We start from the raw sequence: 14,270 nt of genomic DNA, 5'->3' as shown, positions 1-14,270 counted from the left end.
TCATCCTGGTATGGCCGCCTGGCAAAGCCGGTCCGGACCGATCCGGGCAAGGCAGGCAGCGGAATTTTCCCCCGAGCGCCGTTCCGATCGAACGAGAGCGGCAAGGCGGCGAAGCGTGGCGTTGGTATCGGCAAACGCGATGGAAGCAAAGGGTTGGCCGCTCGCTTTCGCCGAGGCAAGCAGCGAAACGTGATCCGGCATACCGCACAGCGTCAGTGCCGTTGCTTGCGGATGGGCGCAGCCCTTAGGGCAGCCGCTCACATGCAGCTTGAACGAGCCGTCCAGCAGATCGGCGCATTCTGTGGCAGCGCGCGTGGCGATCTCGTGGGTGGCAATGGTGCCGGAACGGCAGGCCGGGCGTCCGGTGCAGGCAGCGATATGACCGCGCGGATCGGCAGCCGACGTCACGAAACCGGTGTCTGCGGCAAATGCCGTCAATGTGCGGCACGCGGTCTCGCTGCCGAAGAACAGGAGCGAATGATCGAGCGCCGGTTTGACGGTGCGGATGTCCAGGCGTGTGGCTTCCGTGCAGAGGGCAATCATGTTTCCGGCATGGGTCTGGCCGAATGCCGGGCCTAGGCCGGTCGCGAACGTGCCGTTTGAAAGGGCATGCAGCGTGAAAGGGGAGATGGTTGCGGCAGTAAAATCGTTGGCAGGTAGACCTGAAGCGAGGTCACGACCGCGGGCATCGCTTCCAAGCGAAGCGAGCTTTTCGAGAAGAGAGACGGTCGCCTCGATGGCCTCTGTTTCACGTAAAACGTTGAAAACACGCCCGGAAGCTTCGGTGCCGCCGAGCAGGATCTTCCAGAGGATTTCGCTATCCGCCTCCACGGCGACCAGCCTTATATCAGCGATCAGCCCGGACAGTGTCAGGCGACCCGTACCATCGACGATGACAGATGTCTTTGGCGCAAGGCCTTGGATGTCGCGGGCGCGGTCTCTGATTGCGTCTGCCAGCGGGCGCGGATCGGCGATCTCGGTGGCGTCCTCACCGGCAAGCGGCGGCACTTCGACGGCAAGGCCATCGCGCAGCGGCAGGTCCAGCGATCGCACCTCGGCCTCGAGCTGTGGCGCAGAGGCTTCGCTCAGGCCCCGGATCTGCAGGTTACCGCGGGCTGAAATGTCGATCATGCCGTTGCCGTGACGCATTGCCAGACGGCAGAGATCGGCCAGTTGTTCCGGCGCAATTGCAGCGGTCAGCGGCACGCGCGCAAGCAGGCCGTCGCCGGTCATCATCGGCGCAGACAGGGCAGGGCAGGCGCCGCGTCTCAGATCCGGATCGGCTCGGTCGCGTGCAAATGCCTTCATGCGACCAGCCTTTCGCAGTCGTCTGCCAGCATTTCCAACTCGGCATCCACCGCATTGCGGCGCGGGTGCCAGAGGCCGCGATCGAGTGCCGCGCGGAACCGCAGGCCCATGTAGCGAGCGCCTTCGGGGTTCTGCGACAGCAGGAAGTCGCGGACTTTCTCGTCACCCAGATAGGCGTCATAGGTCGCGTCGATCAGCGATTGCGGAACTGCGTGGGTGGTCTCGGCAAAGCCGATCAGCCGGTCGACGGTTTCGACCAGTTCGGCTGCACCGCGGGGACCGTGGCGCATCTGGCCGGCGATGAAGCGCGGGTTGACGGCGCGCGCGCGCACGACGCGGGTCACGGCCTCGGAAATGGAGCGTGCTTTCGGCTTTTGCGGATCGGTCGTATCGAGCGCGATCACATCCGCCTTGCCGCCAAGTGCCGCCACAGCTGCTGAAAAGCCGCCGATGAAGGCAACGTCGGCGGACCCGTCGAGAAGATCGCGGCCGGGATCGTCGCCGGTATGGACAAGCAGGTCGGCGCTGCCGATCCGCTCGGCGAACCCGCCGGGAACGTGGACGCCATCGCCATCGGCACCGCCGAATGCGTGGCTGGTGGCGTCGAGATAGAGACGGCCGAGTTCCTCGCGTTCGCCCCAGCTGCCGTCGGCAAGCTTTTCCTCGATGCCGGAACCGTAGGTACCGGGGGCCGAGCCGAAGATGCGCGGGGGCACATGGCCGAGCGTCTGCGCATCCTCTGCCAGCGGATTGTCGCCCGGTGCTTCCTCGCGCGCGGCAATCGCCCGCATGGCGGCATCAAGAAGCGCGATCAGTGCCGGAAACATGTCGCGGAACAGGCCTGAAATCCGAAGGCTCACGTCGATGCGCGGGCGTCCAAGCGTGGCCGGCGCCAGAACCTCGATGCCGGTGACACGGCCGGTCGCTGCGTCCTGCACGGGTCTGGCACCCATCAAGGCCAGAACCTGCGCCACTTCCTCGCCGCCGCTTCGAAGCGAAGCGCTGCCCCAGAGGTCGAAGACGAGGCTTTTCGGCCAGTCGCCATGGTCCTGCAGGTATCGGCGCAATATCTCGTCGGCGGCACGCTTGCCGAGTTCGAACGCGGTCGGGGTCGGCAGGGTGCGCGGATCGCTGGCGTAGAGATTGCGGCCGGTTGGCATCACGTCCCGGCGGCCACGTGCCGGCGCGCCCGATGGTCCGGGGCGGATATGCTGGCCATCGAGAGCATCGAGCAGTGCCTGCATTTCGGTGCCGGCACTGGCGATGCGCAGCGGATCGTCATCGCCGGCGGCGATTTCGCCGAACACGTGCTGGCCGTCCTTGATGGCGAAGTCCTTGAGGTCGCAGAGAAACGCGTCGATTCGGCTGAGCGCGGTATCGGGGTCGTCATCCCCTGTGATCCCGGCCTCGGATGCCAATCCGCAGTCGCTCGCGGTCTCGACGATCAGTTTCGCCAGCCGGTCGCGTCGGCGCCGGTCCAGCCCGTCGGCCTGCGCGTATTCGTCAACCAGCAGCTCGAGTTTCGTCTGCTCAACCGAAAGGCCTGCACCGGCCAGAACCGGCGGCAGGTGACCGATGGTGACTGCGGAAATGCGCCGCTTGGCAACCGCCGCCTCGCCGGGATTGGAGACGATGAAGGGATAGATGACCGGCAGGCCGCCGGTCACAAGCTCCGGAAAGCAGTCTTTCGACAGCGCCACTGTCTTTCCCGGCAGCCATTCCAGCGTGCCATGGGCGCCGACATGAACGATCGCATGGGCGCCAACGCCATCACGCATCCATTGACCGAAGGCATTCAGGGCGTGGCGCGGCGGCAGGTCGGGGCTGTGATAGTCAGTGCGCCGGTCGGCATCGCGACCACGTTCCGGGGCAAGCGCCACCGTGACGTTCCCAAATTGCGCGGCACGGAAACGGTAGGCGCCGTCTTCCAGATCCGCGTCCATCGCGGGTTCGCCCCAGGCGGAATCAATGCCAGCTGAAGGGCTGTAGGTTGCCAGCGGATATTGCGCCGTCCTGGCGGCAAGGAGATCCAGTAGCGCGCGCGGGGTTTGCGGGATATCCGAAATAGAATAGCCGGCTGTCAATAGCGTGCTGAGGATCGTCAGAACGCTTTGCGGCACATCGAGACCGACGGCATAACCGGTGCGGCCCGGCGCACTCGGATAATCCGGCATCAGGATCACGAGCTTTCGCTCGGCCCGGGACACGGTCTTCATCGCCAGGAAGGCGGCGATCCGGTCTGCGACGTGTTCGATACGGTCCGGTTCGGGCTGGTTGATGAGATCGGCCGTCTTGTCGCCGGCCTTGAACGAGATCGCGCCGGCAAGAATGCGGCCGTCCAGTTCCGGCAGCACGACATGCATGGCGAGATCGGAAGGGTTGAGGCCGCGGCGGCCTTCCACCCATCCGTCGCGCCGTGTCGTTGCAGTCACCAGCTGGAAGACGGGAATCCCTGAGCGGTCGAAAATCGTCTCGCCGTTGGCGTCGGTCGCACTTGCAAAGGCTGTCGTGGTGAGAATGGCCGCCGGATCGAGCTCTGCGATCGCTTGTTCGACAAAGCCGATGGTGTCGGCATCTTTCAAGCCGCCGACAAACATCGGCATCGGTGCGAACCCGCGGGCGGCCAGCGCCTCGTACATCGCGTCGATCGGTGCTGCATCATTGGCAAGCAAGGTGGAGCGATAGAACAGAATCGGCAGCCGCTGCGCATCGGGCGGGAAACCAGCAGTAAGCTCATCGGCGGTCGAGATGCCGTGGCCGGGCTTGTAGAAGCCGCGCTTCGGCATCGGCGTCGCGGTCGGCAGGCTTTGCGTGTCCCCGCTTGCGAGCGCATCCAGGCGGCGCCCCAGAAGCTGCATATTGTCCGGGCCGCCTTCGCGGAAGAAGGCGAGAACGTCCATCAGCATCGCATCGGGCACGGTCGAGGCAGCGGCCAGGCGGTCGTCGCTGATGCTGCATTCCCCCGGCAGCATCGCGAGCGGGATCTTCTTGCGCTTCGCCAGCCGCGACAGCTGATCGGCGCCATAGGCCCAGCGATCATAGCCGCCTAGAATGCGCACGAGGATGAAGCGCGCATGGGCAGCGGTCTTTTCGAGCCACAGGTCGACGGACATCGGATGGCGCAGGTCGGAAATATTGGTGAGGCAGAGGCTCGCCTTGCCATCGCTCCAACCCGCTGCAATGCCGTTCAAGTCGCTGCCGGAAAAAGACAGCACCACCACATCTGCCGGCGACTGGTTGAGGTCGACCGGCTCGATCAGGTCGTCAAGCGACGACGAAGTGGTGGCGAGAATATGCATCCTTTTCCTTCTACAGACCTCTTATGCCGCCAGCATCTTTTCGATCGCCGCACGGTCCATGCCCTTTTCGCCGATCACGACGAGGCGGCTCTGTCGGGTCTCGCCTGCACCCCAGGCGCGGTCGAAATAGTGGTTCACGCGTGAACCGACCGCCTGCACCTGAAGGCGCATCGGCTTGTTGGCAACGTCGACAAAACCCTTGATGCGCAGCACGTTTTCCGCTTCCGCCGTGGCGGAAATGCGGGCAGCGAGTTCGTCCGCATCGGCAACGGCTGGAATATCTATGACGAAACTGTCGAAATCGTCGTGATCGTGATCCAGCTGGTCATCGTGATGCGTCTTGCGGTTTTCGATATCGTCCTCGACGGCAAGACCGAGACCGATCAGCACGCTCGGATCGACGGCGCCGTTTGCGGCCGGCACGATCTTGACCGCGCGCGGCAGATGCGCCTGGACGCGGCCCTTAGCGGCGGCAAGCGAAGCCTGGTCGAGAAGGTCCGTCTTGGTCAGTACGATCATGTCGGCGCAGGCGATCTGGTCTTCGAACACTTCCTCGACCGGGTCGTCGTGGTCGATCGAGCTATCCTGGCTGCGCTGCGCTTCCAGTGCCTCGTGATCGTCGGCAACGCGGCCTTGGGCGAGCGCCAGACCATCCACCACGGCAATGACGGCATCGACGGTGACGCGGGCCTTCACATCCGGCCACTGGAAGGCCTGGACGAGCGGCTTCGGCAGGGCAAGGCCCGAGGTTTCGATCAGGATTTGATCGACGCGGGGCTCGCGGGCCAGGATCTGGTCGATCGCCGGAACGAAGTCGTCGGCGACGGTGCAGCAGATGCAGCCGTTGGCAAGTTCGATAATGTTGTCATCAGGGCAGCTTTCGATGCCGCAGCTCTTCAACACGTCGCCATCGATGCCGACATCGCCGAACTCGTTGACGATGATCGCGAGCCGCTTGCCCTTGAGGTTTTCGATCAGGTGACGGATCAGCGTTGTCTTGCCGGCACCGAGAAACCCGGTGATCACGGTGCAGGGAACGCGGTCGAATGAAACGCTCATGAAGGCAGGTCCTCGTGGTGCTGGAATGGGGGAATGCGGGCCGTCATGCCCTTGCCGCGAAGGCACATGGGGCGGCCGCGAAGGGGAAGTAAACCGCGCTCGTCATCAGCCAGCATCATCGCGCCGGTCACGATGTCCTCGACATTGTCGAGCGACAGATGACCAAAGACATAGGACCAGCCGGAGCGATGTCTGAAGGCAGCACTTGGGCTTTTCTCGCAGTTGGCGAGACAGGTCACGGGTTTAACCGAAAGCGGCTTGCCGGCAGCTGCCTCGCGAAGTGCTGCCATCAGGCCGATGCCCGGGCGCGCTTCGCTGTCGGATGCCTCGCGACAATTGGTGCAGACGAAAATCGTCACATCCGGCTCGCCGGCAAGGCCGTCTGCGGACGCATCGCGCTCGTCTTTTCGTTCGTCAATCACCATCGTGTCGCACTACCGCCCAAGCCAATAACATCGGGGTGCACGACAGGAAGGCAAGCCAATCCTGCAGAGTGAAAGAAGCTTTACCGGAGCACCCCGCCCGGAAAGGCACGTTTTCGAACGGCAGGTCTCCTGGCTCGCGGGTCGTCACCATCCGCCTGCCTTCCCGGATTTCTCCAGTGGCCATAGTGGCAGGATGGCTCGCCGCTTACAGTTGCGGGGGCAGCCGCGGCATTGAACCATGGAATCTTAAAGACGATCCCGGGTTCGCACCGCATTCTCTCTTAGCCCCTACCGTTGCCGGCAAGGGACCGTATCGCAGTCACCTAAGCCTTGTCGCAGGGCAGTGTCAATGTCGCAAAGGCGATTGCCCGTCTGGGGAAACCGTCTATAGTGACCCTGTCTTTGGTGCCCGAGAGGGCTCATCGAAGGGAATGCGGTGCGACGACATCTTGGCGTCAAACCCGCGGCTGCCCCCGCAACTGTAAGCGGAAAGTCTCTGCTCAACATGCCACTGGAGGAATCCGGGAAGGCGGGTCAGAGGCGTTCGATCCGCGAGCCAGGAGACCTGCCGGAGACGATAGGCACAGTGAAAGCCCTCGGGTGGAGGGCAGAAAGACGACGTCCATGGTTACGAACTCTGCTGCCGGTGCAGCCAGCGTTTCCGCATCGAAAATCATTCCTCTTGGCATGACGGCCATACTCGGCCTGTTCATCGTCGGTTTTGTCGGCTTCTCGCATATCGAGGCCGTGCACAACGCAGCCCACGATACGCGCCACTCGCTGGCCTTCCCCTGCCACTAAGAGGAATTTCCCCAATGTCGCTGTTTCGTAACATCGTCCTCACGGCGGTGATCGCAGGGCTTTTGTCCGGGCTCCTGATGACCGTGATGCAAAGCTTTTCCGTCGTGCCGCTTATCCTTGCGGCAGAGACGTATGAACACGCCGGCGGCAACGGCGAAGGGCATAGCCATGCTGCTGCTCCTGATACTGCCGGGCATGATTATGCCGAAGAGGCATGGTCGCCTGCCGACGGGATCGAGCGCTTTACCTACACGGCTGCGGCCAATGCGCTTTCTGCAATCGGTTTTGCGCTGGTTGCTATCGCAATCGCCGAAGCACTCGGCGGGTTCGGCGGATGGCGCGGCGGGTTGATGTTCGGCATTGCCGGCTTCCTCACCGTCAGCCTTGCACCCGGCCTCGGCCTGCCGCCGGAACTTCCCGGCATGCCCGTCGCCGAACTCGGACCGAGGCAGATTTGGTGGATCGCGACGGCAGTCTGCACCGCCCTGGCCCTCGGGCTGCTTGCCTATACCCGTTCCGCCCTTCTTGCGGCTCTGGCGGTCGTCCTGCTGGTTGCTCCGCACATCATCGGCGCACCACTGCCGCCGACCCATGAAACCGCGGTGCCGATCGAACTGCATGCGCGGTTCGTCAATGCCGTCTACGCGACGAACCTCGTCTTCTGGGCCATTCTCGGAGCGCTTTCCGGCGTCATTCGCGAGCGTTTTCGTGCTGGTGAGGACATTTCGACCACGTCCAAGGAGCTTGCAGTCCGTTGAAGGAAATCGATCAGACCACCGAGCAGCGCCACCGCGCCAAAATGGAGAACCGCAAGGCGGTTCAGGATGCCGAAGTCGCGGAAAAGACCGTCGAGAAGGGTCTCCTCATGGTCCATACCGGTTCCGGCAAGGGCAAGTCGACGGCGGCCTTCGGGCTGGCACTGCGCACGCTTGGCCACAACCGCCGCGTCGGCATCGTGCAGTTCATCAAAGGCGCATGGTCGACCGGCGAGCAGCCGGCGCTTGCTGTGTTCGGCGACCGCATTGCCTGGCACACGATGGGCGAGGGCTTTACCTGGGAAACCCAGGATCTCAAGCGCGACATCGCCGCTGCCGAGAAGGCCTGGGGGATGGCACTCGAACTGATGGCGGACGAAACGATCGGCCTCGTCATTCTCGACGAACTCAATATCGCGCTGCGTTACGATTATCTCGATCTCGACAAGGTCGTCGCCCAGTTACAGGCGCGCCGGGAGGATCTGCACGTGGTCGTCACCGGACGTAACGCGAAGCCGGCTCTGATCGAGGCGGCGGATCTGGTGACCGAGATGACGCTCGTCAAGCATCACTTCAAGGCCGGCGTCAAAGCCCAGGCCGGCATCGAGTTCTGACGCGTGGTGGCTCGCGCTCTCATGTTTCAGGGGACCGGCTCGGATGTGGGCAAGTCGCTGGTCGTTGCCGGGCTTGCCCGGGTCTTCACGCTGCGTGGCTTAAGTGTTCTCCCCTTCAAGCCGCAGAACATGTCCAACAATGCAGCGGTCACCGCCGATGGCGGAGAAATCGGCCGGGCGCAGGCCTTGCAGGCACGGGCTGCCGGCGTGCCGCTCAGCGTCCATATGAACCCGGTTCTGTTGAAGCCCCAGAGCGAAGTCGGGGCCCAGGTGGTGGTGCAGGGCAGGGTCGAGGGCAATGCCAAGGCTGCAGAATACCAGCTTCTGAAGCCGAGGCTGCTTTCGCGGGTGCTTGAGAGCTTCGAGATCCTGAAAGCCAGGGCAGACCTCGTTCTGGTCGAAGGCGCGGGTAGCGCGTCCGAAATCAACCTTCGTCAGAACGACATCGCCAATATGGGTTTTTCCCGCGCTGCCGATGTGCCGGTGGTTCTGATCGGCGATATCGACCGGGGCGGTGTGATCGCGAGCCTCGCCGGCACCAAACTCGTCATCGATGCCTCTGACGCGGCCATGATCCACGGCTTTATCGTCAACCGCTTTCGCGGCGATCCGGCCTTGTTTGCCGAGGGCATGCGGATGATCGGTTCATTTACCGGTTGGCAGTCGATCGGCCTCTTGCCGCATTTCGCCGATGCCGCTCTCCTGCCGGCAGAAGATGCGCTCGGCCTGACCCAGTCGTTTGCGCGCAAGCCCGGTGCAAAGGTGCGCATCGCAGTGCCGATCCTGCCGCATATTTCCAATTTCGACGATCTCGATCCACTGGAAGCGGAGCCGGAGGTCGAACTTATCAGGGTTCGCCGCGGCGAGGCCATTCCCGGGGACTGCGATCTCGTGCTTCTGGTCGGCTCGAAGGCCACGATCTCGGATCTGGCGGCGCTTAGGGAGGCCGGCTTCGATACCGATATCGCAGCTCATCACAGGCGCGGCGGGCGTGTTCTCGGCCTCTGCGGCGGGTATCAGATGCTCGGCAGACGGATATCGGATCCGGAGGGATCGGAAGGTCCTCCCGGTTCGGCGGAAGGGCTGGGGCTTCTCGATGTCGAAACCGTGCTGTCGGTGTCGAAGCGGCTGGAGGCGGTGACGGGCGTCAGCTCCGACGGAATATCTTTCGCCGGCTATGAAATGCATACGGGTCATACCACTGGAGGCGACTGTTCACGGCCGTTTTCGAGCATTGCCGGCCATGCGGAAGGTGCGTCGTCTAGGGATGGCCGGGTGGTCGGCACCTATGTGCACGGGCTGTTCTGCGACGACCGGCAGCGTTCGGCCTGGCTGTCGCGTCTCGGCGGCACGGTGTCGGGCTTGAATTACGAAGCGAATGTCGATGCCATTCTCGACCGCCTTGCCGCGCATATGGAGCAGCATCTCGATATCGACGGACTGCTCAAAATTGCCAGATGAGCAGCGCCAGGAGGCCAAACAGGCCGATCAGCAGCGCATCCGCCACGCGGGCAAGCTTGAGGGCGCGGGTGATATCGTCGAAATTCAGGTTGGTCCGGTTACCCTCTCCCATATAGCGGGCTTCGATCATCTGGCCGCCGTAACTGCGGGGACCCGCCAGCGCAATGCCAAGCGCACCCGCCATCGCCGCTTCCGGCCAGCCGGCGTTCGGCGAACTGTGATGCTTGGCGTCACGGCGGATTGCACTTATGGCATCGCGGGGCGAGGCGTCCTTGACGAACACAGCGGCCATGACGAACAGCGCTGCCGTCAGCCGCGAGGCCGGCAGATTGATCAGGTCATCGAACCGGGCCGCGGCCCAGCCGAATGCTTCATGACGCGGCGACCGATGGCCAATCATGCTGTCGGCGGTATTGGCAGCCTTGTAGGCCGCGCCGCCGGCGAGGCCCCCGATGCCGAGCCAGAAGGCAGGGGCGACAACGCCGTCCGAAAAATTCTCGGCCAGGCTCTCGATCGCGGCACGGCACACCGCGGCGTCATCGAGCTTTTCCGGATCGCGGCCGACAATCATCGAGACGGCCTTGCGTCCGGCGTCGAGCCCGTTGTAGCGCAACGCGGTTGCCACGGCTTCAACATGGGTTTCGAGGCTTTTCTGGGCGGGCAGGCTGGCTGCGGCAAGAACGAGAAGGATCGGCCCGAAGGGCACAAGCATGAGAACGGCCGCAATCGCCAGCGCGGCGGCGACGGTGCAGCTGATGAGGACGATGAGGGCGAGAATACCCATGCGTTTGCGGCTGGCGAAATCATCGCCCTCGCGGTTCCATCGACCGTCGAGTGCCGATATCAGCGCGCCGATCCAGGTGACAGGATGGCCGATGCGTTTGAACAGCCAGTCCGGATAGCCGACGATGCGCTCGGTGATCAGGGCGAAGAATGCGAGAAGGAACATGACGTTGGCGATCTCTGAGTTGGGCAGTCCGATACAACATGGCGGCAACCTTGCCATGGCGCGCGCGCTGTTTCCTCACGCGCCCGAGCCGTGGATCGATCTGTCGACCGGCATCAACCCGCATTCCTATCCGCATACGCCGATCCCCGGCAATGTTTTTGCGCGTCTGCCGGAGCCTTCATCGCTCGAGAGGCTGAAGACGCTTGCGGCTGCGGCGTATAGGGCTCCGTCAGCCGCTCATATCGTGGCCGGGCCGGGGACGCAGATCCTGCTGCCAATCATCGCCGGCCTTGTCGGAGGGAACGGAAAGGCTGCCATTCTGTCGCCCACCTATGCGGAACATGCGCGTGCCGCGACAATGGCGGGCTTTGAGGTTCTCGAGACGGATGATCTCGACCATCTCGCGACCGCCAGTCTCGCCGTCATCGTCAACCCGAACAATCCGACCGGCCGGATCGTGTCGAGGAGTGACACTCTGGCGCTGGCCGAAATCATGCGCGCGAAAGGCGGCCTGCTCGTCGTCGACGAAGCCTTCATGGATGTGTCGGAGGCGCAGAGCGTTGCCGGCGATGTCGGCGAGGGCGGGCTGATAGTGCTGCGCTCCTTCGGCAAGTTCTACGGCATGGCCGGCCTGCGGCTGGGATTTGCGATCGGCCATCCCGATATCACCGTGAAGATCGAGGAGAGGCTCGGGCCCTGGGCGGTCTCCGGTCCGGCTTTGCATGTGGCATCCGAAGCGCTGGCCGATGCCGATTGGCAGGCCGCTATGCGAACCAGGCTCGGCGCAGATGCTGGGAGGCTGGACGCAGCTCTGTCCGCTGCCGGCATTCCGGTCTTCGGCGGCACGTCATTGTTTCGTTTTATACGTGACAGGCGTGCTCAAGGTCTCTTCCAGCATCTCGGCGAACACGGGATCATCACTCGCCGCTTTAGCGAGCGTCCGGACGATCTACGGCTGGGGATGCCTGAAGAGAAGGACTGGTCTCGGCTGGAAGCGGCACTCGGAGACTTTTAGCCGCCGAACCGGTCTCGCCAGGATGGTTGGGCGTTAGCGTTTGGCAGCGCGGTCGCCTCGAATACACCCCTAGCAACGGCTCTTGCCGTGACCAGGGTTGCGAGATGGCAGAGTTCGGCGAAGGCCCCCATGTCTTCCATCGGGATTTTTCCGGTGGCTGCCGAAAAGATCGTGTCGCCATCTCCCGGCAGATGTGCTGGCAAGACGGCGCGTGCCAGTCCGTCATGCGCCATGATCGACAGCCTGTGCGCCTGCGCCTTGGTCAGAACTGCATCGGTGACGACCACGCCGATCGTCGTTGCCTTCAACGCCACGCCCTTCATCCGCAGGGCCATGTGGTCGGCTGTGAATGTCGCGGGAAGGCCAAGGCCACCGAACTCGTCATCCTGCTCGAACGGCGCCGACCAGAAGTGCTTGGTATCACCGACCGTTGCGGCGCCCATGGCATTGACGGCCATGAGGACGGCAATCGTGTGCCCGGACGACGTCTTTGCGCTTGCCGAACCGATGCCGCCCTTGACGGTGGCGGTCGTGGCGCCGGTTCCGGCCCCGACTGTGCCGAGCGCGAACGCGCCTTTCTGGGCGGCGCAGAAGGCGTCGTAGCCCATGTCACGATAGGGAGAATGGAGGCCCCAGTCCTTGTCGCCGCCGTTCAAAAGATCCATCAGAATCGCCTGCGGCACGATCGGCACCTTGGCAGACCCGACGGGAAAGCCGCGTCCGATCTGGCGCAGGCCCGCCTGCACGCCGCCTGCTGCATCCAGCCCGAAGGCCGAGCCGCCCGAGAGAACAAAGGCATCGACTGTCTGCACCGTCATGGACGGTTCGAGAAGGGCGGTCTCGCGCCCACCCGGTGCACCGCCGAGAACCGAGCCGGAAGCGACCGCCGGCTCGTCGAAGATGATCGCGGTGACGCCCGAGCCAAGCTGCAGATCGGTCGCGTGGCCAACGGCCACGCCTTCGATATCGGTGAGAAGGTTCAATTGCGCCACCATGCGAGCATCAGTCGATATCGAACTTGACGCCCTGCGCGAGCGGCAGGGTGCGGCCATAGTTCACGGTGTTGGTGGCGCGGCGCATGTAGGCGCGCCATGCGTCGGAGCCCGATTCGCGGCCGCCGCCGGTTTCCTTCTCGCCGCCGAAAGCGCCGCCGATTTCCGCGCCCGAGGGACCGATATTCACATTGGCAATGCCGCAATCGGAACCGCGCGCCGATACGAATGCTTCGGCTTCCCTGATGTCGTTGGTGAAGATCGAGGACGACAGGCCCTGCGGCACGTCGTTATGCAGGGCAATCGCTTCGTCGAAGTCCTGATATCGGATGACGTAGAGGATTGGCGCGAAGGTTTCGTCTCTGACCGGGCCGGTCTGATCAGGCATTTCAACGATCGCCGGGCGCACGTAATAGGCATCAGCCGCTTCGCCATCCAGCACGCGCTCACCGCCAACGACCGTGCCGCCGGCGGACTTGGCAGCCTCAAGTGCCGCCTGCATCTTGTCGAAAGCGGCCTGATCGATCAGCGGGCCGACCAGATTGCCGTCCTGCAGCGGAGAACCGATGGTGACCGACTGGTAGGCCTTGGCAAGGCGCGGAACGAGCGCATCATAGACGCTGTCATGGACGAAGAGGCGGCGCAGCGTCGTGCAGCGCTGTCCGGCGGTGCCCATGGCGGAGAAGGCGACACCGCGCAGGGTCAGATCGAGATCGGCCGTCGGGCTGACGATCGCGGCGTTGTTGCCGCCGAGTTCGAGAATGGAGCGGGCAAAGCGCTGCGCCAGCCGCGGACCGACTTCGCGTCCCATGCGGGTCGAGCCTGTCGCAGAAACCAGCGGTACCTTGTCGTGATCGACGAGGATTTCGCCGATGTCGCGGCCGCCGATCAGCAGGGTCGAGAGGTTTTGTGGGGCTTTTCCACCGTCGGCGACATAGCGCGACAGTGCCTTTTCGAAGATCGCGTGGGTGGCGAGCGCGGTCAGCGGGGTCTTTTCAGAAGGCTTCCAGATGGTGGAATTGCCGCAGACGAGGGCAAGCGCTGCATTCCACGACCAGACGGCGACAGGGAAGTTGAAGGCGGAGATGATACCGACGGGACCGAGCGGATGCCAGGTTTCCATCATCCGGTGCTCGGAGCGCTCGGTTGCGATCGTCAGGCCGTAGAGCTGGCGCGACAGGCCGACTGCGAAATCGCAGATGTCGATCATTTCCTGGACTTCGCCAAGGCCTTCGGATGTGACCTTGCCGACTTCGATCGACACGAGGCGACCGAGGGAAGACTTGGCGGCACGCAGTTCCTCGCCCAGCAGCCGGATCAGTTCGCCACGCTTGGGTGCCGGCACGAGGCGCCATTCGAGGAAGGCCTGATGCGCGGCGTCGATCGCCTTCGTGGCATCGTCCGCTGTCACTTCCGGCAGCTTAACGATTTCCGTGCCCGTGATCGGCGAGCGGACGGTGAGCGTCCCGCCCTTGTACTGGTCGGCTGTGACGCCGAGATCAGCAAAGATCTTGTCCACTTCGGCGACGAGGTCGAGTTTGGCGAGCGTCATGTCGGTCTCCGGATATCGAAATTTGGGGTCAATCTACAAA

Annotated in this window: 12 protein-coding genes and 2 riboswitches; of the genes, 5 read left to right on the top strand and 7 right to left on the bottom strand. The window is 63.6% G+C overall.

The genetic code is table 11. The features are described from left to right. From cobG to ASF70_RS01745, 4 genes are read right to left on the bottom strand one after another with little or no spacing between them, the layout of a single operon-like run. A complete protein-coding gene (gene cobG, locus ASF70_RS01760; RefSeq protein WP_062576931.1) occupies positions 1-1,308 on the bottom strand; it encodes a precorrin-3B synthase in 1,308 nt (435 codons plus the stop codon). Continuing rightward, positions 1,305-4,607 (bottom strand): cobaltochelatase subunit CobN, encoded by a 3,303-nt coding sequence (cobN, locus tag ASF70_RS01755; protein ID WP_062576929.1) that lies wholly within the window; start codon positions 4,605-4,607, stop codon positions 1,305-1,307. The genes cobG and cobN overlap by 4 nt, the downstream gene beginning before the upstream one ends. A 21-nt stretch (positions 4,608-4,628) precedes the next feature. Further along, positions 4,629-5,666, bottom strand: coding sequence for a cobalamin biosynthesis protein CobW (gene cobW, locus ASF70_RS01750; RefSeq protein ID WP_062576927.1), 1,038 nt, complete (start codon positions 5,664-5,666; stop codon positions 4,629-4,631). Continuing rightward, positions 5,663-6,091 (bottom strand): DUF1636 family protein, encoded by a 429-nt coding sequence (locus ASF70_RS01745; protein ID WP_062576925.1) that lies wholly within the window; start codon positions 6,089-6,091, stop codon positions 5,663-5,665. The genes cobW and ASF70_RS01745 overlap by 4 nt, the downstream gene beginning before the upstream one ends. A 101-nt stretch (positions 6,092-6,192) precedes the next feature. After that, a riboswitch (cobalamin riboswitch) is annotated at positions 6,193-6,419 on the bottom strand. 58 nt (positions 6,420-6,477) lie between these two features. Continuing rightward, positions 6,478-6,679, top strand: a riboswitch (cobalamin riboswitch). Between the two features lie 36 nt (positions 6,680-6,715). Between ASF70_RS01745 and ASF70_RS01740 the strand changes: the two genes are divergently transcribed. Genes ASF70_RS01740 through ASF70_RS01725 form a run of 4 tightly spaced genes read left to right on the top strand, consistent with a single transcriptional unit; the run spans position 6,716 to position 9,722 of the window. Continuing rightward, on the top strand, positions 6,716-6,892 hold the full coding sequence (locus tag ASF70_RS01740) for a CbtB-domain containing protein (protein ID WP_062576923.1): 177 nt from the start codon (positions 6,716-6,718) through the stop codon (positions 6,890-6,892). Between the two features lie 14 nt (positions 6,893-6,906). Beyond that, positions 6,907-7,650 (top strand): CbtA family protein, encoded by a 744-nt coding sequence (locus ASF70_RS01735; RefSeq protein WP_062576921.1) that lies wholly within the window; start codon positions 6,907-6,909, stop codon positions 7,648-7,650. Beyond that, the gene (gene cobO / locus ASF70_RS01730; protein WP_062576919.1) at positions 7,647-8,261 is read left to right on the top strand and encodes a cob(I)yrinic acid a,c-diamide adenosyltransferase; all 615 of its coding nucleotides are present in this window, start codon (positions 7,647-7,649) and stop codon (positions 8,259-8,261) included. Before ASF70_RS01735 ends, cobO begins: the two co-directional genes overlap by 4 nt. A gap of 3 nt (positions 8,262-8,264) precedes the next feature. After that, the gene (locus ASF70_RS01725; protein WP_062576917.1) at positions 8,265-9,722 is read left to right on the top strand and encodes a cobyric acid synthase; all 1,458 of its coding nucleotides are present in this window, start codon (positions 8,265-8,267) and stop codon (positions 9,720-9,722) included. Here the strand turns inward: ASF70_RS01725 and cbiB are convergent. Continuing rightward, a complete protein-coding gene (gene cbiB / locus ASF70_RS01720) occupies positions 9,706-10,671 on the bottom strand; it encodes an adenosylcobinamide-phosphate synthase CbiB (RefSeq protein WP_062576915.1) in 966 nt (321 codons plus the stop codon). The two genes, ASF70_RS01725 and cbiB, sit on opposite strands and share 17 nt — an antisense overlap. Here cbiB and cobD point away from each other — a divergent pair. Beyond that, positions 10,670-11,686 (top strand): threonine-phosphate decarboxylase CobD, encoded by a 1,017-nt coding sequence (gene cobD, locus ASF70_RS01715; RefSeq protein ID WP_062576913.1) that lies wholly within the window; start codon positions 10,670-10,672, stop codon positions 11,684-11,686. The two genes, cbiB and cobD, sit on opposite strands and share 2 nt — an antisense overlap. Here cobD and ASF70_RS01710 read toward each other — a convergent pair. Both ASF70_RS01710 and ASF70_RS01705 read right to left on the bottom strand, forming a co-directional pair. Beyond that, positions 11,683-12,681, bottom strand: coding sequence for a P1 family peptidase (locus ASF70_RS01710; protein ID WP_062576912.1), 999 nt, complete (start codon positions 12,679-12,681; stop codon positions 11,683-11,685). The two genes, cobD and ASF70_RS01710, sit on opposite strands and share 4 nt — an antisense overlap. Before the next feature lie 7 nt (positions 12,682-12,688). Continuing rightward, positions 12,689-14,230 (bottom strand): aldehyde dehydrogenase family protein, encoded by a 1,542-nt coding sequence (locus tag ASF70_RS01705; RefSeq protein ID WP_062576910.1) that lies wholly within the window; start codon positions 14,228-14,230, stop codon positions 12,689-12,691. Positions 14,231-14,270: the final 40 nt, after the last annotated feature.

Origin of the sequence: Rhizobium sp. Leaf321 (assembly GCF_001423215.1) — a bacterium.
Taxonomy (GTDB): Bacteria; Pseudomonadota; Alphaproteobacteria; order Rhizobiales; family Rhizobiaceae; genus Neorhizobium; species Neorhizobium soli.
The sequence above is the reverse complement of the archived record's forward strand: the minus strand, read 5'-3'. Positions and strand labels throughout refer to the sequence as shown.